At 60.1% G+C, this 25,748-nt stretch carries 21 protein-coding genes and 3 pseudogenes; 11 read left to right on the top strand and 13 right to left on the bottom strand.

What is annotated here, in order from left to right; all coding sequences use genetic code 11:
• Positions 1-64 precede the first annotated feature (64 nt).
• From ACD578_RS18065 to ACD578_RS18055, 3 genes and pseudogenes are all read right to left on the bottom strand, one after another.
• Positions 65-1,138, bottom strand: coding sequence for a sugar ABC transporter substrate-binding protein (locus ACD578_RS18065; protein ID WP_404287180.1), 1,074 nt, complete (start codon positions 1,136-1,138; stop codon positions 65-67).
• Between the two features lie 213 nt (positions 1,139-1,351).
• A pseudogene (locus tag ACD578_RS18060) lies at positions 1,352-2,233 on the bottom strand (helix-turn-helix domain-containing protein); the annotation flags it as partial.
• Between the two features lie 502 nt (positions 2,234-2,735).
• On the bottom strand, positions 2,736-3,752 hold the full coding sequence (locus ACD578_RS18055) for an LLM class flavin-dependent oxidoreductase (RefSeq protein ID WP_404287178.1): 1,017 nt from the start codon (positions 3,750-3,752) through the stop codon (positions 2,736-2,738).
• 345 nt (positions 3,753-4,097) lie between these two features.
• Here ACD578_RS18055 and ACD578_RS18050 point away from each other — a divergent pair, with 345 nt between their 5' ends.
• The 7 genes from ACD578_RS18050 (at position 4,098) to ACD578_RS18020 (ending at position 11,354) form a co-directional block, all read left to right on the top strand.
• Complete coding sequence (locus ACD578_RS18050; protein WP_404287176.1) at positions 4,098-4,922, top strand: class II aldolase/adducin family protein; 825 nt, start codon at positions 4,098-4,100, stop codon at positions 4,920-4,922.
• A 161-nt stretch (positions 4,923-5,083) separates the two neighbouring features.
• Positions 5,084-6,907 (top strand): thiamine pyrophosphate-binding protein, encoded by a 1,824-nt coding sequence (locus tag ACD578_RS18045; RefSeq protein ID WP_404287174.1) that lies wholly within the window; start codon positions 5,084-5,086, stop codon positions 6,905-6,907.
• A gap of 44 nt (positions 6,908-6,951) precedes the next feature.
• Complete coding sequence (locus ACD578_RS18040; RefSeq protein ID WP_404293938.1) at positions 6,952-7,779, top strand: ABC transporter ATP-binding protein; 828 nt, start codon at positions 6,952-6,954, stop codon at positions 7,777-7,779.
• 15 nt (positions 7,780-7,794) lie between these two features.
• Complete coding sequence (locus tag ACD578_RS18035; protein ID WP_404287172.1) at positions 7,795-8,559, top strand: ABC transporter permease; 765 nt, start codon at positions 7,795-7,797, stop codon at positions 8,557-8,559.
• On the top strand, positions 8,538-9,341 hold the full coding sequence (locus tag ACD578_RS18030) for an ABC transporter permease (RefSeq protein ID WP_404287170.1): 804 nt from the start codon (positions 8,538-8,540) through the stop codon (positions 9,339-9,341). Before ACD578_RS18035 ends, ACD578_RS18030 begins: the two co-directional genes overlap by 22 nt.
• Before the next feature lie 15 nt (positions 9,342-9,356).
• Positions 9,357-10,325, top strand: coding sequence for an ABC transporter substrate-binding protein (locus tag ACD578_RS18025; protein WP_404287168.1), 969 nt, complete (start codon positions 9,357-9,359; stop codon positions 10,323-10,325).
• 66 nt (positions 10,326-10,391) lie between these two features.
• Positions 10,392-11,354 carry an ABC transporter substrate-binding protein gene (locus tag ACD578_RS18020; protein WP_404287166.1) on the top strand — a complete coding sequence of 321 codons (963 nt, stop codon included), beginning with the start codon at positions 10,392-10,394 and terminating at the stop codon, positions 11,352-11,354.
• 73 nt (positions 11,355-11,427) lie between these two features.
• On the opposite strand, the gene ACD578_RS18015 is transcribed toward ACD578_RS18020, so the two are convergent.
• Positions 11,428-12,930: an aldehyde dehydrogenase family protein gene (locus ACD578_RS18015; RefSeq protein ID WP_404287164.1), complete on the bottom strand. Its 1,503-nt coding sequence runs from the start codon at positions 12,928-12,930 to the stop codon at positions 11,428-11,430.
• A gap of 32 nt (positions 12,931-12,962) precedes the next feature.
• Positions 12,963-13,964, bottom strand: a complete 1,002-nt coding sequence (locus ACD578_RS18010) for an ABC transporter substrate-binding protein (protein WP_404287162.1) — start codon at positions 13,962-13,964, stop codon at positions 12,963-12,965.
• 195 nt (positions 13,965-14,159) lie between these two features.
• On the opposite strand from ACD578_RS18010, the gene ACD578_RS18005 reads away from it, so the two are divergent.
• From ACD578_RS18005 to ACD578_RS17995, 3 genes are all read left to right on the top strand, one after another.
• The gene (locus ACD578_RS18005; protein WP_404293936.1) at positions 14,160-15,086 is read left to right on the top strand and encodes a LysR family transcriptional regulator; all 927 of its coding nucleotides are present in this window, start codon (positions 14,160-14,162) and stop codon (positions 15,084-15,086) included.
• A gap of 603 nt (positions 15,087-15,689) precedes the next feature.
• Positions 15,690-15,815 (top strand): hypothetical protein, encoded by a 126-nt coding sequence (locus tag ACD578_RS18000; protein WP_404287160.1) that lies wholly within the window; start codon positions 15,690-15,692, stop codon positions 15,813-15,815.
• Between the two features lie 9 nt (positions 15,816-15,824).
• The gene (locus tag ACD578_RS17995; RefSeq protein WP_404287158.1) at positions 15,825-16,088 is read left to right on the top strand and encodes a hypothetical protein; all 264 of its coding nucleotides are present in this window, start codon (positions 15,825-15,827) and stop codon (positions 16,086-16,088) included.
• Between the two features lie 629 nt (positions 16,089-16,717).
• Here the strand turns inward: ACD578_RS17995 and ACD578_RS17990 are convergent.
• Positions 16,718-17,611, bottom strand: coding sequence for a LysR family transcriptional regulator (locus ACD578_RS17990; RefSeq protein ID WP_404287156.1), 894 nt, complete (start codon positions 17,609-17,611; stop codon positions 16,718-16,720).
• A 318-nt stretch (positions 17,612-17,929) separates the two neighbouring features.
• On the opposite strand from ACD578_RS17990, the gene ACD578_RS17985 reads away from it, so the two are divergent.
• A complete protein-coding gene (locus tag ACD578_RS17985) occupies positions 17,930-18,784 on the top strand; it encodes a D-amino-acid transaminase (protein WP_404287154.1) in 855 nt (284 codons plus the stop codon).
• A 50-nt stretch (positions 18,785-18,834) separates the two neighbouring features.
• On the opposite strand, the gene ACD578_RS17980 is transcribed toward ACD578_RS17985, so the two are convergent.
• From ACD578_RS17980 to ACD578_RS17950, 7 genes and pseudogenes are all read right to left on the bottom strand, one after another.
• Positions 18,835-19,266 (bottom strand): hypothetical protein, encoded by a 432-nt coding sequence (locus tag ACD578_RS17980; protein ID WP_404287152.1) that lies wholly within the window; start codon positions 19,264-19,266, stop codon positions 18,835-18,837.
• A complete protein-coding gene (locus tag ACD578_RS17975) occupies positions 19,263-20,255 on the bottom strand; it encodes a serine hydrolase domain-containing protein (protein ID WP_404287150.1) in 993 nt (330 codons plus the stop codon). The genes ACD578_RS17980 and ACD578_RS17975 overlap by 4 nt, the downstream gene beginning before the upstream one ends.
• Before the next feature lie 166 nt (positions 20,256-20,421).
• A complete protein-coding gene (locus ACD578_RS17970; protein WP_404287148.1) occupies positions 20,422-21,162 on the bottom strand; it encodes an ABC transporter ATP-binding protein in 741 nt (246 codons plus the stop codon).
• Positions 21,159-21,835: pseudogene (locus ACD578_RS17965) on the bottom strand (ATP-binding cassette domain-containing protein). Before ACD578_RS17965 ends, ACD578_RS17970 begins: the two are co-directional and overlap by 4 nt.
• 152 nt (positions 21,836-21,987) lie before the next feature.
• A pseudogene (locus tag ACD578_RS17960) lies at positions 21,988-22,889 on the bottom strand (ABC transporter permease).
• Positions 22,886-23,899: an ABC transporter permease gene (locus ACD578_RS17955; protein WP_404287146.1), complete on the bottom strand. Its 1,014-nt coding sequence runs from the start codon at positions 23,897-23,899 to the stop codon at positions 22,886-22,888. The pseudogene ACD578_RS17960 and the gene ACD578_RS17955 overlap by 4 nt, the downstream one beginning before the upstream one ends.
• Positions 23,896-25,494, bottom strand: coding sequence for an ABC transporter substrate-binding protein (locus ACD578_RS17950; RefSeq protein ID WP_404287144.1), 1,599 nt, complete (start codon positions 25,492-25,494; stop codon positions 23,896-23,898). The genes ACD578_RS17955 and ACD578_RS17950 overlap by 4 nt, the downstream gene beginning before the upstream one ends.
• Between the last annotated feature and the right edge of the window lie 254 nt (positions 25,495-25,748).

Genomic DNA, 25,748 nt, shown 5'->3' with positions numbered 1-25,748 from the left:
GGCATCCGTCCGACGCCATGAGAGTGTCCGGCCGCGGGAAGGCGGCCGGACCGGACTTTGCCGGCTAGTTGATGCCCAGCTTCTTGCAGCCTTCGGCGTAGCGGCCGCCGCAGAGCTGTTCGGCCGTGTTGATCTTCTTGTCAATGATCTCGGCCTTAAGGTTCTGGGCCGTGATCACTGCCGGGACAAACAGCCGCGAGGACGTGTTGAAGAGCGTCGTCTCCGCCTTCGGCGTTTCACCCGCCAGGAACTGGATCGCCACGTTGGCCGCTGCCGCGGCCACGATCTCACTTGGCTTGGAGATCGTGTTGTACTGGTCACCGGCGATGATGAGCTGCAGCGCCGCGATCGTCGCGTCGTTGCCGGTGACCGTCGGAACCGGATTGACCCCAGCTGCCTTGAAGGCAGCAATCGCGCCGCCGGCGGTGCCGTCATTGGCCGCTACGACACCCAGGATGTTCTTGCCGAAGCGGGTGATCTGTCCGCTTGCCCATTGCTGGGCCTTTGGCGGTGCCCATTCCGGCGTGTCGAATTCCGCCAGGATCGGATATCCACTGCTGTCGAGCCCGGCATGGATGCCCTTCTTGATGAGACCGGCTGCGGCGTCCGTCGGCGAGCCGTTGATCTGCAGAACACCCGTTCCGCTGGCGGCAGTCACGTTGGAGGCCTTCAGATGCTGCACCAGCGAATCCGCTATCGCCTTGCCAATCGCTTCATTGTCGAACGAGACGTAGAAGTCGGCCTTGGCATCGGGCACTGGCCGGTCATACGCGATCACCTTGATGCCCTGGCTCTGCGCCTGCTTGACCAGCGAGGCGGCAGCGGCCGAGTCGACCGGATCGATCACAATCACTTTCGCGCCCTGCGAGATCGCGGAGTTGAATTGCTGCTGCTGGCGCGACACGTTGGCGTCCGCATTCTGGTACAGCACCTTGCAGGTCGGGCAGAGCTTTTCCATCTCGGCCTTAAAGCCGGGGTAGTCGTGCTCCTCGTAGCGGGTGGAGGCTTGGTCGGGCATGAGGAATGCGACAGTGGCATTGGAAACCTTCGCATTTTGGGCCATGGCGTCGCCCGTGTCAGCGAGCAGCGAAAGAGCCAGCACCCCCAAGCCGATGAATTTCCATGAAGACTTTGTCATTCGTGTTTCTCCCTCTGATGAATATTATCTATGGCATTGTGCTGCGTTCGCCCGCGAAGGTCGGCGGATAAGAACGCCAGGCGCTTAGGGCCGTTTGTGGTATTGCTCCTTGGTATGGCCAATTTCAGAGTAAAACGCTTTCTCTCGTGAGCGCGCGTGCGCGCTCCCGTAATCTTCCTGATAATCGTTACGTTCCTCCCGAGGCCCTCCGTTTGCCGCCTTATCCGTGGTGATGTTGTCGAGCAGAAGTCTCCGGAACCGCGAGGGCGTCATACCCTTCTCGGCCAAGAACTGCCGGTTAAAGTTGGACAGATTGTTGTAGCCAACTTCGTAACAGATGCTGGTAATCGAAGCCTGCTCGTCGCTCATGAGAATTTGGCATGCAAGATTGATGCGCAGCCGCTTCACATATTGCACCAAGGACATGCCGGTATGCTGGCGGAAAGCGCGCGAGAAGGCGCTCGTTGACTGGCCCGCTATCGTGGCGAGATCAACCTCATTGAAGGGTCGCGTCAGATTATCGCGAAGATAGGCAAGCGCCTTGTTGATGCCCGCCGACATGTAGCCGGAAGGATCGGGCAGATAGCTGGCGCTGGCCAGCATCCGCGATCCCTGTGCCCGGCTCAGCAAGCCGGCGATCAACATGAACAGCTCGATGCGGCGCACACCCTGGGCATGCATCATCTCTTCCATGAGCGGCGTCAGCCGGCGGCTGGTCTCTTGGTTGAAAAGCACTCCGCGCCGTGACGATTCCAGCATGGGCGCCAGAGCGGCGAGTTCCGGAAAGGTCTTCATGGCTCCGCTGATGAACTCCTCGTTGAACTGGATGATACGGCAGCGCAGCGGAACGCTCGCATTCCTTGGGATATCGCTGACCCAGTTGTGCGGAAGGTTCGGTCCTGTCAGCACCAGGTTGCCAGGCTTGAACTCACCGATGAAATCGCCGACGAAGTACCTGCCGGTGGTGGCCGCCACTTGGTGCAGTTCGTATTCGGGATGAAAGTGCCAGCGCACCGTGCGGTAGGGATACCCGTGGGACCAGGCGGAAAATGACTCGCCAGGCCTTATCTGAACGACTTCGAGATCCGGCTCCATGTCCGTTTCCTCCGGGTCGTCTGCGAGCATCCCGCAATGACCCTCGCTCCCAGTCGGCCGGTTTTCGTTTCGGCTCTCATATACGCATTACGGTACCTACCGCCGCAGATGAGTGCCAGCACGATTCATGGCAGACAATAATACTATTTTGACACCATAAGGCGGAGATCTATCGTAATGTACGCGTGGCGGAGTTCGCAAATGGCGTGGGGTTTGCGAACTCCCGACCAAGTTTTGCCAGCCGTCCAGAGCCAAGCGCCTCTCGTTCAGGGTCAGCTCTAGAGGGACACCAGGAATGTCTTCTCCTGGCACGCCTGAGACCTAAGCCGGAGGGCCGCAATCCTCAGCCAACCAGACATTCAGAAAATTCGGCGAACGTCACTGCCTGACCCGCAGGCGACATTATTGCTTTCCCGCAAAACGCCCGCCGTTCTTCAAGACCTCCAGCGTCGGTCTCAAGAACGCGCCGATTAGGTTGCGGACTTGATCCACGACCCGATCGTCATCGCCAGCCCAGCGCCGGAGCGACATGCTTCAGGATGACCTCGATGACATGGGCGTTGTAATCGACGCCGAGCTGGTTCGGCACGGTCAGAAGCAGCGTGTCGGCCTCTGCAATCGCCTCGTCCGCCTTGAGTTCCTCCACGAGCTTGTCCGGCTCTGCGGCGTAGGAGCGGCCGAAGATCGCGCGCATGTTGTCGATGATACCGATCTGGTCGTTGTCCTTGCCGCGCCCGAAATAGGCCCGGTCGCGGTCGTCCACGAGTGCGAAGATCGAGCGCGAGACCGAGACGCGGGGCCTGCGGGCATGCCCCGCGTCCTTCCACGCTTCCCTGTAGCGGCGGATTTGCTTGGCCTGCTGGACGTGGAAGGGCTCGCCGGATTCGTCCTCCTTCAGGGTCGAACTCTGGAGGTTCATGCCCTGCTGCGCGGCCCACACCGCAGTCGCGTTGGAGGCAGACCCCCACCAGATGCGCTCGCGCAGGCCCTCCGAATGCGGCTCGAGGCGCAGCAAGCCAGGAGGGTTGGGGAACATCGGGCGTGGGTTCGGCTCAGCAAAGACCTCGCCCTTAAGGACGTTCAGGAGCACTTCTGCGTGGCGGCGGCCCATGTCGGCGTCGGTTTCACCCTCTTGGGGCACGTAGCCGAAATAGCGCCAGCCATCGATCACCTGCTCAGGCGAGCCACGGCTGACGCCGAGCTGGAGTCGCCCGCCGCTGATCAGATCGGCAGCACCCGCATCCTCGGCCATGTAGAGAGGGTTCTCGTAGCGCATGTCGATGACCGCGGTGCCGATTTCGATGCGGCTCGTCTTCGCGCCGACCGCCGCCAGCAGTGGGAAAGGCGAGGCGAGCTGGCGCGCGAAGTGATGGACGCGGTAGTAAGCCCCGTCCGCGCCAAGCTCCTCGGCTGCCACGGCAAGGTCGATGGATTGGAGGAGGGCATCACGGGCCGAGCGCGCCTGTGACTGCGGTGAGGGTGACCAGTGCCCGAATGAGAGAAAGCCGATCTTCTTCATGAGGCGGTCCTATGCAAATGCCTTCAGTTGATTCGACACAATAGCAGGCAGATCGGCTATTCGTGCCGAAGATCCCCTACGACCGCCACCACCGCAGATCAATCTTGCCGGCTTTTGCGAAACGCTGTCGCATCTCCTCTCCGAGCACAGCTGGCAGGTCACCTCCGCATGTCTCTCGGTCGAAACGGATCGGTCAGCTCAGTGCAGTCAGCCGTCCATGAAGCCTTTACCCTGGTCTGAGAAATAAGTCGGACTCGACATGCTCGCGGTCTCGGGCATGGATAAGGCGCTTCGCCTCCAATGGGATCCCCCTTCATTCTACCGCTCGCATTCGAGGAACAGTTCATGCCGCTCATCCGATGCGCCTGCCATGCCGGCTTCTCCTACTGGACAGGAGCAGCGGCAGGTCCGCCGGACGCGTTGCGGTCCGGCTCGGAGCCGCCGGCATCGGGCGGTCCCATTGATCCATCTATCTTCGAGGAGGTTGCCTCGGCGAGCCGCATCCTCGCGGTCCAGGGCGTGCTGGATGCCTTTGGACATGTGTCAATGCGCCATCCAACGGCGCCGGATCGGTTCCTGATGTCGCGCTCGCTTGCGCCGGCGCTCGTGACAGCGGGCGACATCATGGAATTCAATCTCGATGGCGAGGCCTGCGATCCGCAGGGTCGAGGCGTCTTCTTGGAGCGCTTCATCCATGGGGCGATCTATCGGGCGCGCGCCGATGTCGCCTCCGTGGTTCACAGCCACTCGCCCTCGGTGATCCCCTTTGGCCTGGTCGAGACACCCATGCGCGCGATGTATCACAACGCCGCTTTTCTGGCGGAGGGCGTGCCGGTATTCGACATCGCGGAGGAGTTCGGCGCTACGGACATGCTGGTCGGCAGCTGGCAAAAGGGAGCGGCGCTGGCGCGATCCCTCGGCGACAAATCTGTCGTGCTGATGCGAGGACATGGCAGTGTCGCGGTCGGGCCGAGCCTTGAGGCTGCAGTTTTTCGGGCCATAATGACCGAAACGAACGCCAAGCTTCAAAGCCAGGCGACCATCCTGAGCCAAGGCGGGCCGATTGCGGCGCTTAGCCCGGAGGAGGGCAGGCTGGCCGATGCTGTCAATCTCAGAGTGATCCAACGTCCCTGGGAACTGTGGAAGCGGTCCATCTCAGGTCGTTCATAAGGGCTCCGGCATAAAAAACTTTGGACAGGCCAAGCCAGAAAGTTTTGGACAAGACAGCTCCCGAACGATCCTATCGGCCATCAGGCAGAAGCGGCGCCCCGCAAAGAGGGCCTCGATAGACGCGACTGTCCAAGAGGAAACAGCAAGGAGAGCTGGCGAGCATGCGGAATTCTGCAGGCAGCAAGACGGCTGCGTCTCACGCGGTCGATTATTCGACGGCGTCCGCCCTGGAGCGGCCTGTGCCGACCCCTGTGAGCGGTCCCAAGTTTGGCAGCGACGCTGTTGCCGAGGCGCTACGCGCGCTCGACATTCCCTACATCGCCATCAATCCGGGTGCGAGCTTCCGAGGCTTGCACGACAGCCTCGTCAATTATCTTGGCAACCAGCGCCCCAACCTGCTGCTCTGCCTGCATGAGGAACATGCGGTCGCCATCGCCCACGGTTACGCGAAGGTCACCGGCAAGCCGATGGCCGCGGCAGTCCACTCCAATGTGGGCCTTTTCCACGCGACGATGGCGATCTTCAACGCTTGGTGCGACCGGATGCCGATGGTCGTCATCGGAGCGACCGGCCCGGTCGACGCGACGAAGCGGCGGCCCTGGATTGATTGGATCCACACGGCACGTGACCAGGGAGCGATCGTTCGACCATATGTGAAATGGGATGACCAGCCCGCTTCGGCTGGAGCGGCCCGAGAGGCGCTCCTGCGAGGAGCTTGGCTGACGCAGACCGCTCCAAGAGGTCCCGTTTACATCAATCTTGATGCGGAGATGCAGGAAGGAGCGCTTGAGGAACCGCTGCCGCCCATCGAAACGTCCCGCTATCTTCCTGCTGCAGCGAGTGCCGCCCCCCGCAGCCTCGTGCGTGAGGCGGCCGAAATGCTGAGTGCGGCCGAACGACCGGTCATGCTGATCGGTCGCGTCTCCCGCGACGAGCAGGCCTGGCAGGACAGGGTCAGGCTGTCCGAGCAGCTCGGTGCCAGGGTGGTCACGGATCTCAAGGTCGGGGCTTCGTTCCCGACCGATCACTTCCTTCATGCCGGCGCACCCGGCATCTACGCCGTTCCCCAAGCCATTGAGGCCATCCGCGAGGCCGACGTGATCCTCAGTCTCGATTGGGTGGATCTCTCCGGAACCCTCAAGGCTGCCTTTGGCGAAGAGAATGTGACGCCTCCTGTCATTCAGGTGTCAGTGGACCACCAGATCCACAATGGCTGGAGCATGGACCATCAAGCCTTGCCGCCGGTTGACCTTTTTCTCGCGGCGGAGCCGGATGCGGTTGTACCGGAGATGCTCGAGATCCTGAACGCGTCAGGTGTGATCACCGCTGCCCGTCAGGCGGATCCTCTGGAACTATCTGATCTTCCGTCGGGGCCGATTGCCGTCGAGCAGATGGGCAAGGTGCTGAGGCATGCCTGCGGCGCGCGCGATGTCTCCCTGCTCCATCTACCCCTGTCGTGGAATGGGGCGATCTGGCCATTCCGGCACCCGCTCGACTTCGTCGGCTCGGATGGGGGCGGCGGCATCGGCGGCGGGCCTGGAATTTCCGTCGGTGCGGCTCTTGCCCTGCGGGGAAGTGGGCGGCTTCCCGTTTCCATCCTGGGAGACGGCGACTTCCTGATGGGCGTCACTGCTGTCTGGACGGCTGTTCACTACCGGATCCCCCTCCTGATGGTGGTCGCCAACAACCAATCCTTCTTCAACGACGAGGTCCATCAGGAGCGGATGGCGCACATGCGCGGTCGCCCTGTCGAGAATAAGTGGATCGGGCAACGCATGACCGATCCCGAGATCGACGTCGCCGGTATCGCCCGGGCCCAGGGTGCCGTCGCATTCGGGCCGGTGCACAGCACGGAGGACCTCGTGTCCACTTTCGAGGCGGCCATCAAGGCTGTCGAAGCAGGATCCGTCGTGGTGGTCGATGTGCGGGTGCAGCCTGGATACACGCCAGCCATGACGGCCGCCTTGACCCGATCAAGCCAATGAGCTCTTTGAAGGAACGCCTGACGATGATCGCGATCCCAGCCACCATGTCGACGAGCCTTCCGCGTGACGCGCAGCCGGTGGAGCCTGCCCTCGTCATCAATGACGTTCTCATGCAATTTCAGACCCCGGAAGGGCCGCTTGTTGCTGTCGACCATATGTCGTTCAGCGTCAAACCAGGCGAGTTCGTTTCGATCATCGGTCCGTCAGGATGCGGAAAGTCGACGCTCTTCAACATCGTAGGCGGTCTCGTCGGAGGCTACGAAGGCAATGTGACCGTCGCCGGCGAGCGGGTCTCGGGACCTCATGCGGCCATCGGTATGGTCTTCCAGGAGGAATCCACGTTCCCTTGGCGAACGGTGCTCGATAACGTCGCGTTCCCCCTAGAAATTCAGGGTGTTCCGAAAGCGGAGCGCTTCGAGCGGGCGCGGCATTTCATCGACATGGTCGGCCTGCGCGGTTTTGAGAGCCGCTACCCTGCCGAGCTCTCTGGCGGCATGCGTCAGCGTGTCTCGATCGCCCGCACATTGGCCTTCCAGCCGAAGATCCTGCTCATGGACGAGCCCTTCGGCGCGCTCGACGAGCAGACCCGCCTGCTTCTCGGCGACAAGGTGCTGCAGATTCAGCAGGAGCTAAAGCAGACCACGCTGCTTATCACGCACAGCATCACCGAAGCGGTTCAGCTCTCCGACCGAGTGGTGGTGATGACCTACCGGCCAGGGCGGGTGAAACGGATTATCGATATCGACCTGCCGCGTCCACGCAGTTCCGAGGTGGTGAGCAGCGAGGCCTTTGGCCGCTATGTCGCGGAGATCTGGGGCGATCTCCGAGAAGAGGCGAGCCGCGGCATGCGTGACGCCGAGTCCCAGACTTAAGAGAGGAGATTGGCAATGTCGAAGGGCCTTTCTCGACGCTTGGGACCTGAGCTGACAGGCGTCGCCACATTGATCGTCTTTTTCGTCCTGGTGGAAATTCTCATCCGCATTGGCGCCATCAATGTATACGTCGTTCCCCTGCCGTCGACCGTGCTTGCAAGCTTCGGCCGGGTGATTGCGGAAGAGGCCGTGCTCCAGCGCTTTCTCCTCACGATGTGGGAGGCATTGATTGCGGGCGTCCTTGCCACTCTTGTCGGCGTTTCACTTGGTGTTCTGCTGTACCGAAGCCGGATCCTTCGCCTGGCGATCGAGACCTGGATTGCCGCTTTCGCAGCCGCTCCCCTCGTGCTGGCCTACCCGCTCTTTCTCGTCATTTTCGGCCGCAGCGCATTGACGATCGCCATGATGGGGTTTGCATCCGGCCTAGCCCCCGTGATCCTGAAGACTCTTGAAGGACTTCTTGGCGTGCGGCCGACGCTTTTGAACGTCGGCCGCAGCTTCAACCTGACGCCAGCCCAGCAATTCTGGAAGGTCCAGTTCCCGGCAGCCGTTCCGACGATCTTTGTCGGTTTGCGTCTCGGGCTTATCGTCGCCCTCATCAACGTGGTCGGCGTCGAGTTCCTGATCAATTTCGGTGGCCTGGGCCAACTCATAAATGAATTGGCTGAGCGCTACGACCTGCCGGGCACCTACGCGGCCATCTGCTTCGTCATCCTAATCAGCGTTTGCTTCTTCCTCGTACTGGAGAGGGTCGAAAAATGGCTCAGACCGGCGTCCTGACCCGCCAAGCCACAAGAACGGCAGCCTCGAGCCAGGTGACGGTCCTTCGTATCGTCATCATCCTTGCGCTGCTTGCCGCATGGGAGCTACTGGCTCGTTCCGGATTGCTGTTCGAGGATGTGGTGCCGCCGCTCGTCCGCATCGTGCAGGCCATGATCCAGCTGCTGTCTAGCTCGATCTTCTACCAGAACCTCTGGGTGACGGCACTCGAAGTATTCTTCGCCCTCACCATTGGCGGAACGGCGGGAATCGTCGTTGGCATCGCTGTCGGCGGCAGCGCCTTCATGACGCGGGCCTATGAGGCCTATCTTTATTATTTAGGCCCGACGCCGAAGATCATTTTCTTCCCAATCATGATCATGTGGTTTGGGGTTGGTTCAGGCTCGAAGATCGCCATGGGCGCCCTGTCTTGCTTCTTTCCCGTCGCTCTGAGTGCGACGGCGGGCATGAGGCAGATCGACAAGGTGCTTATCCGGGTCGGGCGCAGCTTCCGGGCTTCGACGGCACAGATGGTTACAAAAATCTACCTGCCGGCGATGCTGATCCCCATGATCAATGGCATCCGCCTCGGCTTCGGCGTCGCCATCATTGGCGTCCTCCTGGCGGAGACGAAGCTGTCGAACCAGGGTCTCGGGTACCTGATCATCCAAAGCTATACACAGTTCAACATGCCGCAGATGTACGCGATGCTCATCATCGTCTTCATGATCGCCGCAGTTGTTAACACCGCCTTCGGCCGCCTCAGCAACCGGGGCGTCTCAAAACAAAAACGACCTGCTTGAGAGGAAGAAAAAGCCATGAAGAGACGACAGATTTTGGTGATGGCGGCCGTAACCGCTTCGGCGATTGCATTCGGCATCCTGCCATCAGCGGCGCAGGAGACAGTGAAGCTTGCCGTGGGACAGCGCGGAAATTGGGACACGTCCGTGCCAGAGCTTGGAAAGCGTGCGGGCATCTTCAAGAAGCATGGGCTCGAACTCGATATCCTCTATACCCAAGGGGGAGGCGAGACCCAGCAGGCCGTGCTCTCGGGAAGCGTTGATGTGGGCGTTGCCGCGGGAACCGGCGGCGTGTTTGGAGCCTTCGCCAAAGGGGCACCGGTGCGCATCATTGGCGCACAGACGACCGGTGCTGCCGATTACTGGTACGTCCGCGCCGACTCGCCCTTGAAGACTATCAAGGATGCAGCCGCCGATACGACGATTGCGTATTCCACCAACGGCTCTTCCACGCACACCATCGTGCGAGCGCTCATCAAGCAGCACGATCTGAAGGCGAAGACTGTTGCGACCGGTGGGCCTCCAGGCACCTTCACCCAGGTCATGTCGGGCCAGATCAATGTCGGCTGGGCAGCCCCGCCCTTCGGTGTCGACGCGCTCGACCAAAATAAGATCCGGATTGTGGCTCGCGGCAATGACTTACCCGAGATCAAGGATCAGACGATCCGCCTCCTGATTACAAACGTGCAGACCCTTCAGCGCCGCAAGGACGTGATCGACCGCTTCATTCAGGCCTACCGTGAGACGGTCGACTGGATGTACTCCTCGCCAGAGGTCATCAAGGAATATGCTCAGTTCAACAATATCTCGGAGGATCTGGCCAAGCGGATCCGTGACGAGTTCTTCTCCAAGGCCATGCTCGTGCCGGATAAGATCCAGGGCATCGATGCTCTCATGGAGGATGCCGTCACCTTCAAGAACATTTCCGCTCCGCTGACGAAGGAGCAGCTGAGCGAGCTGATCCAGATTCCTGCTCCCAAGAGCTGATCCATTATTGATCCGAGACGGAGCTCCGGCTCCGCCTTGGACAAACAAAAAATTGGGAGGAACAACATGGACAGGATCAGTCGACGCAGGATTGTTGCAAGCTTTATGTTTGCATCCCTGGCTCTGGGCGCGACAACTGCAAGGGCCGAAGACAGTTTGAAACTGGCCGTAGGGCAGCGGGGAAATTGGGAAAACGCCATCGCCGAACTCGGCCAGAAGGCAGGGATCTTTAAAAGGCACAGCCTCGTGCTTGATATCCTTTACACGCAGGGCAGCGGCGAGACCCAGCAGGCGGTGATCTCGGGGAGCGTCGATATCGGAACGGGTGTGGGCACCGGCGCCGTCATGAGCGCCTTCGCCAAGGGTGCTCCGGTCCGTGCTCTAGGCGCGCAGACGACAGGATCGACAGACCTCTTCTGGTATGTTCGTTCAGATTCTCCCATTCAGTCGATGAAGGACATTGCGGGCCGGACGATTGCCTACTCGACCAACGGATCCTCCACGAACTTGGTCGTGCTCGGCTTCCAACGACAGTTCCAGGTTCAGGCGAAGCCGGTCGCGACAGGTACCCCGAGCAGCACCTTTACGCAGGTCATGTCTAATCAGGTGGATGTAGGATGGTCTTCGCCGCCATTCGGCCTCGATGCCCTGGGGCAGAACCGCATCCGCATCATCGCCCACGGCAGCGACGTTCCCAGCTTCAGGAACCAGACTGTTCGCCTCGTGATCGCGAACGCTCCAGCCCTGGAACAGCGGAGAGATGTATTCACCCGTTTCATGCGCGGATATCGCGATACGCTGAATTGGATGTATTCGGATCCTGCAGCCATCAAGATGTACGCAGAGTGGGTTGGCATCCCCGAGGCAACCGCTAAGCGGGTCCGCGATGAGTTCTATCCCAAGGAGATGCTCGATCCCGATCGGGCGGAGGAGCTCGATACCGTCATGGCCGATGCAGTGTCTCTCAAGGTTCTGCAGGCTCCGCTCTCCAAGGAGCAGCTCGCGCAACTGTTCCAGACCTTGAAGTAGATCCATTCACGCAAACAAAGGGCCCGGCGCGGGTGATGCGCCGGGCTCGTTCTGGGTTGTTCAAAGGGTCTCTCTATGTTCGGGCCGGCCGCTTCAGGTTCACGTGGATGTTCTTTTCCTGCGTGAAACTCAGCAACTCTCCGAGGCATTCCTCACGGCCCGTACCGGATTGCTTGTAGCCGCCAAACGGTGTTCCCAGGAAGTGCTTCGATACCTCGTTGATCCAGACGAACCCAGCCTCAACCTCGGCAGCCGTTCGGTGGGCCCGGATGAGATCGTTGGTCCAGATGGAGCAGGTCAGGCCATAAGGCACCGCATTGACCTGCTCGATCATCGCAGCTTCGGCTTCCCAGGATAGAACCACGAGGATCGGGCCGAAGACCTCCTCCTGGGCAAGCGTCATATCCGGAGTGACGTCGGCGAACACGGTGGGCTCGACGAAAAATCCATTGGCAAGATCTGGATCAGATGGCGTCTTCCCGCCATAGACAAGCCGCGCGCCCTCGGCTTTGGTCTTCTCGATATAGCCGAGAACGCGGTCATACTGGGTACGGCTGATGATGGCGCCCATGGTCGTGGAGGGGTTTGTTGGGAGGCCGGGCCTGTAGGCTGCACAGCGGGTTCTCACCCGATCCAGCACTGCCTCGTAGATCGAGCGATGGATGAACGCACGGCTCGTCGATCCGCAGGATTGGCCGCACCAAGTGAAGTTCATGCCTGCGACCACGCCGGCTGCAACCTCGTCCGGGTCTGCATCCGGAAAGGCAATCAGGGCGTTCTTGCCCCCAAGCTCCAAAAGGACAGGCTTGATCGTCTCAGCCGCGGCTCGGAGGACGGCACGGCCTGTGGCGATGCTGCCGATGAGGGCGACCTTTGCAACGTCCGGATGGCTGGCGAGCGCAGCGCCGGCCTCCCGCCCGCCCGGGACCACGTTGAAAACACCCGGAGGCAGGATGCCGTCGACGAGTTCTGCAAGGCGCAATGCGGAGAGGGGAGCCTGCTCCGGGGGCTTGATAATGACCGTATTGCCAGCTGCCAGCGGCGCTGCCGATTTGGCGGCGGCGAACATGAAAGGGTGGTTGAACGGCACGATGCGGACGACGACGCCAAGCGGCTCGCGGATCGAGAAATTGACCGCATCCGGACCCATCGGCACCGAGGCGCCCTTCATCTCGGTCACGAGGCCAGCAAAGAATTCGAGTTGGGCGGCAGCGTTCATCACATCGCCCACCATTTCACGAACCGGGTTGCCGCAATCAGCCGCATCGAGCATGGCGAGTTCCGGGGCATGATCGCGGAGCACTTGGCTGAGGCGCCGCAGCAGCTTCGCCCGTTCCAGGGGTGGGACCCTGCGCCACTCCCGGAAGGCTTCCTGCGCCGCCGAAACAGCCAGCGCTGCATCCGCTTCACTCGCCTCGGCAACAGGGCCCAAGGACTCGTCTGTTGCCGGACTGCGCACATCTGCATACCTGCCGGATCGTGGCGAATGCCAGGCTCCGCCATAGTAGAGATCCCGCTGTTCCGGAAGTCTCAATGCCTCCAGAGTTATGGCAGGGGCGTGGTGAGACATGGTCATGAACCTCGATCGAACAGGATTTTAACGGGAGATCAGATGCGGTGGGCCTCAAGGGTTGAGGGATGGAAAAGCTCTTCCACCGATACCTGACGGGCCGACAAGCCTTGCCTGTGATGATGCGCCACGAAGCTCTCAAGTACCTTGCGGTTTGGCGCGACACCGTATGACCAGAAATCGGCTCCCATGAGCTTTCGGGCTGCCTTCAGCTGCTCCTCGACGAAGGGGAGGGTAACCTTGGTGGCGGAGGTGTCGTTGAGACGTACCAGGGCCATGGCTTTTGACTGCTCGAAAGCCTTCAGTACGGCGGCCGGTAACCAGGGATGGTGTTCTGCCAGCTCGCGCTTGACCCCAAGGATATGCATGATCGGGAAGATGCCTGTCCGGGTATAATAGTCGGCCGCAGCCGCAGTGGGATCTGGGAAGAGGCGATCGACGTGTGGGTGGCCACGGTCGTAGCAGGAGGGTGCGCGCGGGCCGATGAAGCCGTCGATCTCGCCTGCTTCGAGCAATTCGTTGAGGGACTTTTCCTCCGGAGCGCTGACGACCTTGATATCTGATGGCAACTCGACAGGGATTTTTTCGGGCCGGCCGGGTTGCTCGATGCCGCCGCGCACCCAGGTGACGTCCGAAGGATTGACGCCGTAATCGTCCTGAAGGAGCGCGCGAGCCCAAACGCAGGCTGTCAGCTGGTATTCCGGAAGTCCGATCCTACGGCCAATCAGGTCGCGCGGCTCGCGGATGCCGCGATCGGTCCTGATGTAGATGGAGGTATGCCGGAAGGCGCGGGATAGAAAAGCGGGAATGCCGACATAGGCACTGCGTCCCTGTGAAATCTTAAGAGTGTAGCTGCTGAAGGACAACTCGCAGATATCGAATTCGGAGTGTCGAAACGCACGGAAGAAAATTTCTTCTGGGTCGAGCGTCATCACCAATGGGCTCACCCCGTCGATGCTGACCTTGCCGTCAATAAGCGGCCGGTTCCGGTCATAATCGCCGATGGCGACGGATAATTGCAGTTGCGCCAAGACGGACACTCCTCGTCATTCCACAATGCAGTGGTACGATCGGGCCCCTTGTCGATCAAAGACAAAAAAAGGTGCCTCTCATATCAAGAATGTATGATGGGAGCTCTTGATACATCTAGTCATGCTCGGCGCATCCCATTGACAACAGGGAGACTGCGGCGAAACTGCCCATCGGACGGCCATGCCAGCGGGGAGGGCAACGCCATTAATCTTCGGCAAATACGTTATTTCGTGAGGGTGATCGAGGTTGGCAACATCACTCGGGCGGCAGAACAACTCAACGTTGCGCAGCCGGCGTTGGGTCTGCAGATCAGACAGCTGGAGCAGGAACTCGGGGTTGATCTTCTAGTCCGACATTCCCGGGGCGTGCTGCCGACGGAAGCCGGGCGCATCCTGTTTGATCGCGCCAACACCATTCTCCAGCTGGTGCAGGAGACACAGCAGGAAATCAAGTCGCTCGGCACAATAGAGCGTGAAGTGGTCGCGCTTGGGCTGACCCCAAGCATCATGCTTCAGATCGGCTCCGATATGCTGCTGGACGCCCGCGAGGCTATGCCGGGAGTTTTTCTGAGCCTCAGCGAGGAACTGAGCTTCGTTCTCGTCGAAGCGCTGGAGCGGGGCGAACTGGATCTTGCTTTCGCCTATGAGGTTAACGAACGACCGGGGTTGGTCCTGCAGCCGATCCTGAGAGAGGAACTGGTTTATGTGGCGGCTCCATCGAAAGCTCCCGCTGGTGAAACAATCACTTTCTCGGAAGCTCTAAACCAAGATTTGGTGCTGGCAGGGGAAAAGGACAGCATCCGCCGTCTTGTCGAGGCTTCCGCGGAGCGCCTGTCTTTGCCAGTGCATGTTCCCTTCGAGGCACAATCTGTATCTGCCATGAAAGCGGTTGTCTCACGAGGAGCAGCGGCTAGCATTATGCCCTATGGGACTGCAATCGAGGAGTTGAAGAGGGGGATGTTAGTGAGCCGACGCATCACCGAACCAGCGATCACGCGCACGCTCTATCTCATCAGATCTAGTAGACGGGGACCGTTCAAGCATGAGGCTGAGATGGAGAGTTTCCTGATACGAGTGCAGGAACGTCTGCTCATGTCCCTCGGCAGGTTGGCCAATCCTGTATCCCTCTAGCGCCGGAGCAAAGCCAACGCAGACTTCCCGATAAGGTTTTCTCAGACTGTGATGCCCTGTTTCAATGGCTGCTTCCTTTTTGCTTTTGAATGCGTCTCTATCGAACGGCCCCTGGATTACGAGTTCGGCCAGATTTCTACATTTCAACGACGCCAAGCGCGCCTTGACGAGAAGGTCGGACAGGCGCTGAGCCTAGGGGAGTTCATCAAGGCAAAACCGCGGGGCAAAAACTATGATTTCAAGGGAGTTGAGCGCATTGTCCCGCTCGTCGTCTCGCGACTCGAGGAATGGATCTGGAATAGATCTGAGCGTCTATCGCTCGCGAACGGCACGCCACGAATCGTGAGTGCGGCTGAGGCAATCCAGTTGCTTGAACAGGCGCGATCAGCACTCGACGCCAAGGAAGTGCCAACACGGCCTGTTGAGCCTCTGAACTGCTACATGCGGTGCTGTTGGGACCTATGTTGGGGCCGCGCAAATGAGCAGGAAAAATTTCTAACAGGTGTAGGCGCTTAGCCCTGCAAGGTGGCGGAGGGAGCGGGATACTCAGCCGTTTCAGGCCCGAAGCCCTACGACCCAAGGATTCTTCCGCAGCCGCACGCCTTGCGCCTGCTGCGCGGCGAGCCCACGAAGATCCTGGCCAAGCCGCTCGAACACGACCTGAAGGACGACAACGGCAAGATTCTGGAGCGCAAGGAGACGCTGACGCTGAGCCGTCGCATCACCTAGGCGGCGAAGATGAGCGCCATGTTCGATGCCGACGCCCGGGCGCTGATGTTGGCGCAGGAGGGCGAGCGCCGCGCCTGGGGCTTCGACTACAAGACCCAGCAGGAGGGCAACGTGGTCAACGAGCAGGAGCTGTGGCGCCGCAATCAGCTGATCGACTCGATCCGCGAGCCCGGTAGCAAGCTGTCGCACATACAGTCGACGCAGGGCACCGTGCAAACCGCTAGTCTGAGGCCGCCTTCGCAGCCGCCGACGATCGATGGAGAGGTGGCGTGACCGGCCATCGCTGGAACTTGCCCACGAATATCTGCGACGCCTGCGGCGGGACAAAGCAGGACATCGCTGAGCGCAAGCCAACGCGATCTGCTGTACCTGTCATGGTAAGGCGAGCATAAGCGATGACGTACAACAATTTGCAAGCAGGGCGATCTCGGCCTTACCATATATGTCCGCGACTTCGAAGACTCTACGCCGGATCAGATCGCAAAGAAGTGCACAGAAATCGAATTCCCCCGCACTCTTCTCGTTCTTGCACGATGGAGGCTGTACGCACATCGTGCCTGTAATCGTGGAAGGATAACAAATCCAATTTAGGACACCCGGCCAATTCCGCGGCTGGCAGCATTGTGGCAGTGGCAAGCTTCATCATTGGATAGTGGTGGAACTTGCCTCGACCATTTTACCAACGAAAATCGCATGATCGGCACGAGACATAAGCAAGTTGAAGGTCGGCTTAGAATGCAGAACCGGACGCTCCAGAACGGCAGGGGAATTTCTGAGTCTGACCCAATGCCGACATTCCCTTTGAAGGGAGCTATATCATGATCATTTGGCTTTACCTGACAGTCTCCCTGGATAGAAGGAAATCTACCTATTGCTTCTGCGGACCGCGATTTGCCGGATAATTAGGTTTCGAGCAGGTTCCAAAAGCGTCTAACGATCGGGCGGTCATTTGCAAGAAAGCGGTAGAGACGGATATTGACACTAAGATCCCAGGATGGGTCTCCGGCTCGCACAATGCGCTTGGCGGCCAAGTCGTCCACGATGATGCTCTCCGGAATCCAGGCAAGACCCCAACCGGCGAGGGCCATAGCCTTCAAACCTTCCGACATTGTGTTCTCGTAGACCGGGGTTCGGCCCAGCGGACGGTGTTCGAAAAGGTTTGTCAGCGCATGACCAAAGAAGGCGCCCGGACCGTAAGCGAGATAGCGGACCGGGTTGCCGGAGCCATCGATTCTGTGGAGAGGGCGGCCTTCGGAATCCGGAGCCGATATGGGGATGATATTCTCACGTCCCAAGGTTCGATAAGCGAAGCGGGCTTCGTCGATCATGACCGGAACGGCAGGATGGGCATAGATGAGGAGAAAATCGCTTTCCCCCTCAGTCAATGAGTTCACAAATCCTTCCATGCTGCTGTTGTCGGCGCTGAGGCGGGTCGAGAGGGCGCCGAACCGCGGCTCGATGCTTTGGAGCCAGCGCGGGAAAAACGTGATTGAGAGGGTGTGGAGCGCCGCAAAGCTGAGAGTATTGGCTTTGATACCCTGTTTCTCTCGAATGTCATTACGGGTCCGATTGAGGTTGGTCACAGTCTCCTGCGCAACCGGCAGGAAATCTTGGCCCGCCTGAGTGAGGTGCGCTGGAAAGGTAGCGCGGTCGACCAGAGGAACCCCCAGCCAGGTCTCAAGCTGTTTGATGCGACGGCTGAAGGCGGATTGCGTGACGTGGCGTTCTTCAGCGGCCCGCGAGAAGCTCAACGTATTAGCAAGACTGATGAAGTCCTCGAGCCACTTGATTTCCATTCCCTGCTCCGGGCGCGGATGACACATGCGTGATGGTTTTCGCAGCCGCACCCTATCCAAGTCGGCTCAGCTTGCAAATGTGGCACAAGTGAATGGCAGGTGAAAGAATATTACGAAGAATTCACGGTCTATGCACGACCAGCATGAAATGGTTCCAAATCTGAATTGGGCGGGACCGATTTGAATGCTTAAAGATCATGCTCGCGAGGCGCTTTTCTTTCATGAACGTGCCATCGATGCCGCCATGGAGAGGCGGCTTCATCGAAACAGCACGGTCCGGGAAGAAGCTGGTTCGGCCATGCAAAGGAGAAGACGAAATTGAGCCGCATTGCTTATGTGAATGGAGAGTTTCTGCCGCTCGAGGAGGCCCGTGTGTCGATCCTTGATCGTGGGTTTCTGTTCGCAGACGGGATCTACGAGGTTTCAGCGGTTCTCGCTGGCAGGCTGGTCGACAATGAGGCGCATCTTGCGCGGCTAGCTCGCTCGGTTGGGGAGATCGCCCTGCCTCTTCCGGAGACGCTGGAGCGCATCGAGAAAATTCAGAAGGAGCTCATCGCCCGCAACGTCCTGGTCGAAGGGGTCGTCTATCTGCAGGTGACGCGCGGCGCAGCCGACCGAGACTTCGCGTTCCCTAAAGATGTCAAGCCAAGTCTCATTATGTTCACTCAGGTGAAGAGCATCGTTGATTCCCCGGCGGCACAGAATGGCATCGCGGTGAAAACTCTGCCCGACATCCGCTGGGCACGCCGCGATATTAAGAGCGTGGCTCTCCTTGCGCAGGTTCTGGCGAAGCAGGCTGCGGCAGAAGCAGGTTGCCAGGAGGCTTGGATGGTTGAGGATGGGCTGGTCACGGAAGGTGGGTCATCGACCGTCTTCATCGTTACCCCAGATGACGTCATCGTCACTCGCCCGAACTCCAATGCCATCCTGCCCGGATGCACCCGCAAGGCGCTGCTCGCCTTGGCGGCGGAGCGTCAGATCCGTATCGAGGAGCGAGCCTTCTCGGTCGAGGAGGCCCTGAATGCGAAAGAGGCCTTCATCACCAGCGCTTCGAGCTTCCTGCAGCCTGTGGTGATGATTGACGGCACCCCAGTGGGCGGAGGCAAGCCAGGCCCGCTCGTGAAGCGTCTGCGGGAGATCTATATAGACTTTGCCCGCACCACGTCACAGTAAGATGAGCGGCGAGGTCTTCCGACCGGACTGCGGAGATCTCGCCCCCCATCTCAGGCCTCACGCTCGAATTGAATGACACGGCTCCGATTGAGGAATAATCCCGCACGACCGTCGTCGAAAACGAGACTGGAGCGCTTCATCCAGGGGCCGTCCTTTCCCTCCATGAGAAGCCGGTTGCTGCCCAAAGATACCAATGGCGCGCTCGTCCGGGCAGGGCCGATGCCCATCTCGAGCCTGTCGCCCTTGATCTCGAAATCTGAGTGATAGGCCGGGCACACCCAACGCCCCTGAGCACGTGACAGGCAGTCGTCAGGTTGGACGGAAACGAAACGGCGCGCAGCATGGCCAACCTCGCCCTCGACGGCTTCGCCGGTCCAGCGGAGCCGCATGGGCATATGGGCCGAGAGCGAAACGGAATATCCGTCCTCTCCCTCATAGAGAGTTTCTCCAGCTCCAAGGAATGTCGCAACGCCATCCTTCATCTCAAGCCAGAACGGACCGTCGGCGGTCGCGTAGAGACCGTCTGGTATGCGCGCACTGCGCGGGGGAGCGTCTCGCCGAGCAGGGCTGCCATGATCTCAAGGACGAGCCCCGACGGCATGGTGTCCTCGCGGTTGGACACGAGGGCGACGCCTACGCGGCGATGCGGGTCGAGAAGGAAGTAGTTCTTGTAGCCGGCATGTGCGCCGCCATGGCCGACGAGGCGGTTGTTGCCGATCCGCGACCATGCGAGGCCAAGCCCATACTGGGTCGGGCGTCCATCAGCGAGGAAGCGGGTCGCGGATAGCCGCTCCATCCACCCTTCGCCGGGTCCCTGACCACTCATCAAAGCCTGCAGCCAGATTGCGAGGTCGCGCACGCTTCCGGTCAAACTGCCGGAAGCCGAGAGGTGTAGCCCGGCATTGCCCAATTGCCAGCCTTGCTCAGAACGCCAATAGCCTGGAACCAAGTTAGGGACGGGATCGAACCACAATTCGGGTGCGTGGAAGGCGATCCCGAGAGGGCGGGAGATCCGCTCCTGCACCATCTCGTTGAACAGCAGACCCTTGCACTTCAGCGCCGCTTCGACGAGGCGGTAGCCGGTGTTGGAATAGGAAATCTCGTGCCCGGCGGGAAAATTCAGCTTCTCCAAGCTGTAGAGAAAATCCAGGATCGGCTGTGCCTCGGTCGCGGTGTGGACGGACAGGCCCAACAACGAAAGGGTGTCGCGCACATCGGGCAGGCCGCCGGTCATGTCGAGAGCCCGGCCGACGGTCACATCAGCCATGAGGCCCCGCAGACCCGGCAGATGGGAGCCCAAGCGATCATCGAGGCCAATTACGTCATCGCGATGCAGGGCCAACGCGGCGAAAATATGCTTGGTTATGGACGCGTAGCGCACCACGCTGTTGGGGGAGAACGGAACCGCGGTTGCCAAACTCTCCAGGCCGCCGCAGGATTCAACCCGAATATTCTTCTCATCGAAGATCACGATTGCACCGCCGGGACCGCCCCCTGCTTCCAGGCATCGGAGATGCGCGCCGCGGTTTCCGCAGCTGAGGACCAGAGCGAATCCGACGTGGCAAAAGACATGGTCATCTCCTGAACTCTTCAGTTCCTCGCAGGAAGGGGATTGCCGTTTCTCACCGGCGATATTCTTAAGGTACTTCTTCGAGATCGACGCTGAGCGCCCGCAGTTGTGACGTATGCGGATGATGGACGCTTCCTGCACGCAGATCCTCGGCGCTCAGCTGCTCGACCATCTCACCGCCGATCATGACCCCGACTCGAGGGCAGAGATGGGTAACGACAGCGAGATTGTGGCTGACGAGGATGTAGGACAGACGGCGTCGCTCCCGCAGATCGGCGAGCAGGTTTAGAATCTCCGCCTGGACCGACACGTCGAGTGCGCTGGTCGGCTCGTCGAGGAGCAGGACTTCCGGCTCAGCAATCAAAGCTCTGGCAATCGCAACGCGCTGGCGTTGGCCTCCGGAGAGCTGGTGCGGATAGCGAAAGCGCATTGTGGTCGGCAATGCGACTTCGGACAGTACCCTTTCAATGCGGGCCTCGATTTCGCCAATCCCGTGCACGAGCAGAGGCTCGCTCAAGATGCGGTCGATCGTCTGGCGGGGGTGCAAGGAGCCGTAGGGGTCCTGAAATACCATCTGGACCTTCCGGAAGAAGGCACGATCGCGGCGTGGCCTCATGGCTTGCCTATCGACCGTGATGTTTCCGGACCATTCGGCATTCAGGCCGGCGACGGCACGCAACACGGTCGACTTGCCCGAGCCGCTCTCGCCGACGATGCCGAAGCTGCCTCCGGTCGGAACGTGAAATGAAACGCCTTTGACCACCTCATTGCTGCCGAAGCGGATACGCAGCTGATCAACGTCAATCATGATTGGAGCCATGCCGGATCGCGGTTCAGAACCGGGAGACGCGCTTTGGGATGAATAAGGGAGGGCAGACAGTTGAGCAGGCCGCGGGTATAGGGGTGTTTCGCCTGAGCGAGGTTGCCCGCGGAAATTTCCTCGACGATCCGCCCGGAATACATGACTGCGACACGATCGCAGAAATGAGACACGAGAGGCAGATCATGGCTGATAAGGATCAGGCCCATGCCTCGCTGCGACACAAGATCCTCTATCAGCCGCAGGATCTCGGCCTGCACCGTAGCGTCGAGAGCACTGGTCGGCTCGTCCGCGATCAGCAGTGCCGGGTCGGGCGCCAGCATCATGGCGATCATGATGCGCTGACCCATGCCCCCGGATACCTCATGCGGATAGAGATCGTAGACACGGCGGGGATCCCGGATGCGCACCTGATCGAGAAGCCCGATGGCGGCTTCCATGGCCTCCTTGCGCCCGCCCCCTTGTGGGTCCTCCAGGCTTCTGCCACCTGCCGGCCGATCGTCATGACGGGATTGAGCGAATATTTCGGATCCTGAAGGATGAACCCGGCCCGCTTGCCTCGGATGCGGCGCATGGCGCGCTCGTCTGCTTTGAGAATGTCGATGCCGTCGAAAGCCAGCCGATCCGCCGTAATGCTCGCGTTTTGCGGCAGCAGGCGCATCAGGGCGCGAGCCGTCAGCGACTTTCCCGAACCGCTCTCCCCGACGATGCCAAGCTTCTCGGTTCCGATGGCAAGCGACACGCCACGCACGGCATCGAAGGTGCCCGTCCGGGTTTTGAAGGAAACCCGGAGATTGTCGATATCAACCAGCATCAGCGTTGCTTCGGATCGAGGACATCACGCAGGCCGTCCCCCAGGAAGTTAAAGGCGAGGGAAGCCAGGAAGATGGCGAGCCCTGGAATTGTTGGAACCCACCACTGCTCGAAAATGAAGCGCTTGGTGGTCGCGATCATCGCCCCCCATTCGGCGGAAGGGGCTGCGCGCCCATGCCAAGGAAGCCTAGGCTGGCGGCGGTGATAATGATGGAACTCATGTCGAGAGTAATGCGCACGATAAGGCTTGGAACACACAGAGGAGCTACGTGCCGGAGTACAATGCGTCCGGCCGGAGCACCGGTCAGGCGACAGGCGGCGATGAAGTCGCTGTTGCGGATCGTCATGGTTTCTGCCCGGGCAAGACGCGCATAGGGTGGCCATGCGGTCAGAGCGATTGCCAGGATGGCGCTCTCCACCCCGGGCCTCAGGGCAGCTACGAATGCCAGCGCTAGGATCAGCCGAGGAAAGGCTAGGAAGATGTCGGTCACCCGCATCAGGAGGCGATCGACGGTGCCCCCAGCATAGCCTGCAATGCAACCGACGGCGAGTCCCAGCGGTGCCACGAGAACCACCACGGCAACCACCATGCCGAGCGTCACCCGGCCGCCGTACAGAATACGCGAGTAGATGTCACGGCCCAACTCGTCCGTCCCCAGCCAGTGCGCCGCCGAGGGGCGGGCAAGGCGGTTCGCCAGATCCTGCGCACCGGGATCATGGGTCGCCAGAATGGGAGCTGCCAGCGACAGCAGGACGAAAGTGACGATGATGATGAGGCCGATCATCGCCAATGGATTTGCCCGAAGGTCGAGCCATGCGCGATAGCGCCGGCCCCATGCGGCTTGGGTTCGGGACTCCGGCGTTTCCGCCAAGAGCCACTCGCGAGAAAGAACGGTGCTCATCGTATGCGGGGATCCAGTTGCCGGTAAAGGGCATCTGCCAGGAGGTTAAGGCCGACATAGACCAAGCCGACTAGTAGTGTTGCACCGATCACCGGATTCATATCGGCGTTCATGAGGGAAACGGTGAGATACTGGCCAAGACCCGGCCAGCTGAAGACAGTCTCGGTGACGACCGCGCCTTCAAGCAGGCCCGCATAGGTGAGAGCCAGAACCGTGACGAGCTGCACACCTACGTTCGGGAAGGCATGGCGCCAGATCACCGCCGCGGGGGAAAGACCCTTGGCCCGTGCGGTAATGACGTATTCGCCATGCAGAGCATCCAGCATGAACGCGCGTGTCATGCGGGTGATATAGGCCATGCTGAAGTAAGCCAGGATGCAGACAGGCTGCACCATATGCGCCAGAGCATCCCAGAATGCACCCCAATCGCCGGCAATCAATGAATCGACCGTCAGAAGCCCCGTCACATGGGGAACCATGTCCTGATAGATGATATCCTGCCGCCCAGGCCCCGGCGCAATTTCGAGAACCGCATAGAAGACGAGAAGGCACAAAAGAGCCAGGACGAAAACGGGCACTGAATGGCCAGCGAGGCAGATGACACGAATTGTCTGGTCGACCCAAGTGCCTTGCCGGACAGCGGCCCACACGCCGAGAGGAATCCCAATCAGAGCGGCGACGATGATCGCGGCCGTTGCAAGCTCCAGAGTTGCCGGGAAATACCGCGCGATATCGCTGGCGACAGAATTCTTCGTCAGAATCGACTGGCCGAGATCTCCATGCAGCAACTGCCCCACGAAATAGAGAAATTGCTGCGGGAGAGGCTGGTCGAGGCCCATTTCCTGACGGGCTCTCTCGACCACTTCCTGAGGCGCGTTATCGCCGACCGCGGCGATAACCGGATCGATCGGCATGACGCGCCCGATCAGAAAGGTGATGACGACGAGCCCGAACAGAGTGAGAGAGACGCTGGCGAGGACACTCGCCAGCGTTCCAAGCCGCTTCTTCACGCCTTGCGTGCTCCTGCATAGGAATGAGTGTCGGAGAGAGTGCCGAGGCGTACGCCTGTGACATCCTTGCGGCACGCAGCCGTCGTGATGCCCTGGAGCATGATCGCGAAGGGACTATTGGCCATGTGGTCTCGCTGGAGCGTCTCATAGAGGGCGACGCGCTTGGTTGGGTCGCTCTCCTTGAGCGCTTCGGCAGAGCGATCCGTCATCTGCTTGTCCTGCCAGGTCGAGCGCCAGGCGAGCGTGCGGTTGCGAGCCTCCTCGCCATTGTCCGTGTTGACACAGAAGGCTTCCACGTTGGTGTTCGGATCGAAATAGTCGGAGCCCCATGCCGTCAGGATAAGGTCATGCTGACGGGCCCGCATCTTGGTCAGAACTTGACGGTTCTCCGCCGCCATCAGCTTCACACGGATGCCGATCTCGGCGAGGTTCGCTTGAATGGTCTGCGCGATATCCGGGTAGGGTTGGGCGGAATAGTGATCCATCGTCACCTCGAATCCGTCAGCCAGACCCGCCTCTGCTATGAGGGCCTTCGCCTTCGCGACATCCTTCTGGAAGGGCTTGTCTTCGATCGCGCCAGGAAAACCTTTCGGCACCATGGTCTGGTGCACAATATGCGTAAGAGGCACGATATTCTTCTGGATGCCCTGGTAGTCGAGAGCCCATTTGATCGCCTGCCAAACCTGTGGCTTGGCAAGCTTGGGATTCTTCTGGTTCATGGAAATGACCATGAGCGAAGCCACACCCGATTGGACGAGGTTGTAGTTGGTGTCACCTTGAAGAGTGCGGAGCTGCTCGGTGGTCAAGTTGCGGGCGACGTCTGCATCACCTTTCTGCAGCATCAGGAGCTGCGCAGAAGGATCGACGATGTGCCGCAGGATGATCCGCTTGATGTTGCCTTTGTACTGACCGTTCGGATTCGCATCGAGCATGATGCTTTCGCTGGGCTTCCAGGAGCGAAGCACCCAGGCTCCCGATCCGGCGGTATTCTGACGCAACCAGCCATTGCCGAGATCGTCGGCTTGAGCCTTCTCGATCGTGACCTTTTTATCGACCACGCTGCCGACATTGGCGGAGAGGCAGTAGAGTAGGAAAGACGGGGAGGTCGGTTCCTGCAGCGTCAGCACCAAGGTGTGGGTGTCAGCCGCCTTGACGCGTTCTGCAACATTGTCCTTCGTGAAGCCGAACTGATTGATGATGAAGGCCGGACCCTTGTTCATAATCACAGCGCGCTGCAGCGAGAAGGCCGCGTCCTCCGCCGTCACGGGCTGTCCGCTTGCGAACTTGGCGTCCTTGCGCAGCCGGAACGTCATAGTCTTCCCATCCGCGCCGGCCTCCCAGGATTCGGCCAGATCGCCAATGATCTCCGAAGGCTTGTCGATATTTGCCTTGACCAGCTTCTGATAGCAGTTGCTGCTGATTTCGCTTCCCACAGCCTCGAAGCTCTCGTGCGGGTCAAGGCTCGTCATATTGTCGAGCTGCTGCACTACGACAAGAATGTCTTTGGGCGTGTCCGCGAAGGCGGCCGATAGACCCGAATAGCTGAAGAATGACGCAGCTGCGGAGCTTGCAAGAAATGTTCGCCGATTAAGCATCCCATATCACCTCTGTTAAGAAGGGTTCGGCCTTCCAGGCCATTATTGCTGCCGCTCGCAACCGGCCGTCGCAGGCTGGCAGCCCTTCGCGATTTCTAACTGGTTCAGGTGACTCCAGACTCTGTACCGGTGTTGCATCGAAAAACATGCGATCCCGAACACGCGGCCGGTGGGAGCCCCTTCGCCAGGGCAATGAACCTATACGGCGCACGTTTTGCCTGACAAATTCGGAAATTGGCATTCCCTATGCATGC

Source organism: Microvirga sp. RSM25 (genome assembly GCF_044784385.1).
Lineage (GTDB): Bacteria > Pseudomonadota > Alphaproteobacteria > Rhizobiales > Beijerinckiaceae > Microvirga > Microvirga tunisiensis.
This window is presented reverse-complemented; position numbering and strand designations above follow the sequence as displayed.

Excerpts from the sequence above, each read along its gene's own strand:
- ACD578_RS18055 (WP_404287178.1), bottom strand. The coding sequence starts at position 3,752 with ATGAAGAAGATCGGCTTTCTCTCATTCGGGCACTGGTCACCCTCACCG.
- ACD578_RS18025 (WP_404287168.1), top strand. The coding sequence starts at position 9,357 with ATGAAGAGACGACAGATTTTGGTGATGGCGGCCGTAACCGCTTCGGCG.
- ACD578_RS17970 (WP_404287148.1), bottom strand. The coding sequence starts at position 21,162 with ATGATTGACGTTGATCAGCTGCGTATCCGCTTCGGCAGCAATGAGGTG.
- ACD578_RS18065 (WP_404287180.1), bottom strand. The coding sequence starts at position 1,138 with ATGACAAAGTCTTCATGGAAATTCATCGGCTTGGGGGTGCTGGCTCTT.
- ACD578_RS17990 (WP_404287156.1), bottom strand. The coding sequence starts at position 17,611 with ATGGAAATCAAGTGGCTCGAGGACTTCATCAGTCTTGCTAATACGTTG.
- ACD578_RS18035 (WP_404287172.1), top strand. The coding sequence starts at position 7,795 with ATGTCGAAGGGCCTTTCTCGACGCTTGGGACCTGAGCTGACAGGCGTC.
- ACD578_RS18030 (WP_404287170.1), top strand. The coding sequence starts at position 8,538 with ATGGCTCAGACCGGCGTCCTGACCCGCCAAGCCACAAGAACGGCAGCC.
- ACD578_RS17980 (WP_404287152.1), bottom strand. The coding sequence starts at position 19,266 with ATGAAGGATGGCGTTGCGACATTCCTTGGAGCTGGAGAAACTCTCTAT.
- ACD578_RS18015 (WP_404287164.1), bottom strand. The coding sequence starts at position 12,930 with ATGACCATGTCTCACCACGCCCCTGCCATAACTCTGGAGGCATTGAGA.
- ACD578_RS18040 (WP_404293938.1), top strand. The coding sequence starts at position 6,952 with ATGTCGACGAGCCTTCCGCGTGACGCGCAGCCGGTGGAGCCTGCCCTC.
- ACD578_RS18045 (WP_404287174.1), top strand. The coding sequence starts at position 5,084 with ATGCGGAATTCTGCAGGCAGCAAGACGGCTGCGTCTCACGCGGTCGAT.
- ACD578_RS18020 (WP_404287166.1), top strand. The coding sequence starts at position 10,392 with ATGGACAGGATCAGTCGACGCAGGATTGTTGCAAGCTTTATGTTTGCA.
- ACD578_RS17950 (WP_404287144.1), bottom strand. The coding sequence starts at position 25,494 with ATGCTTAATCGGCGAACATTTCTTGCAAGCTCCGCAGCTGCGTCATTC.
- ACD578_RS18050 (WP_404287176.1), top strand. The coding sequence starts at position 4,098 with ATGCCGCTCATCCGATGCGCCTGCCATGCCGGCTTCTCCTACTGGACA.
- ACD578_RS17995 (WP_404287158.1), top strand. The coding sequence starts at position 15,825 with ATGAGCGCCATGTTCGATGCCGACGCCCGGGCGCTGATGTTGGCGCAG.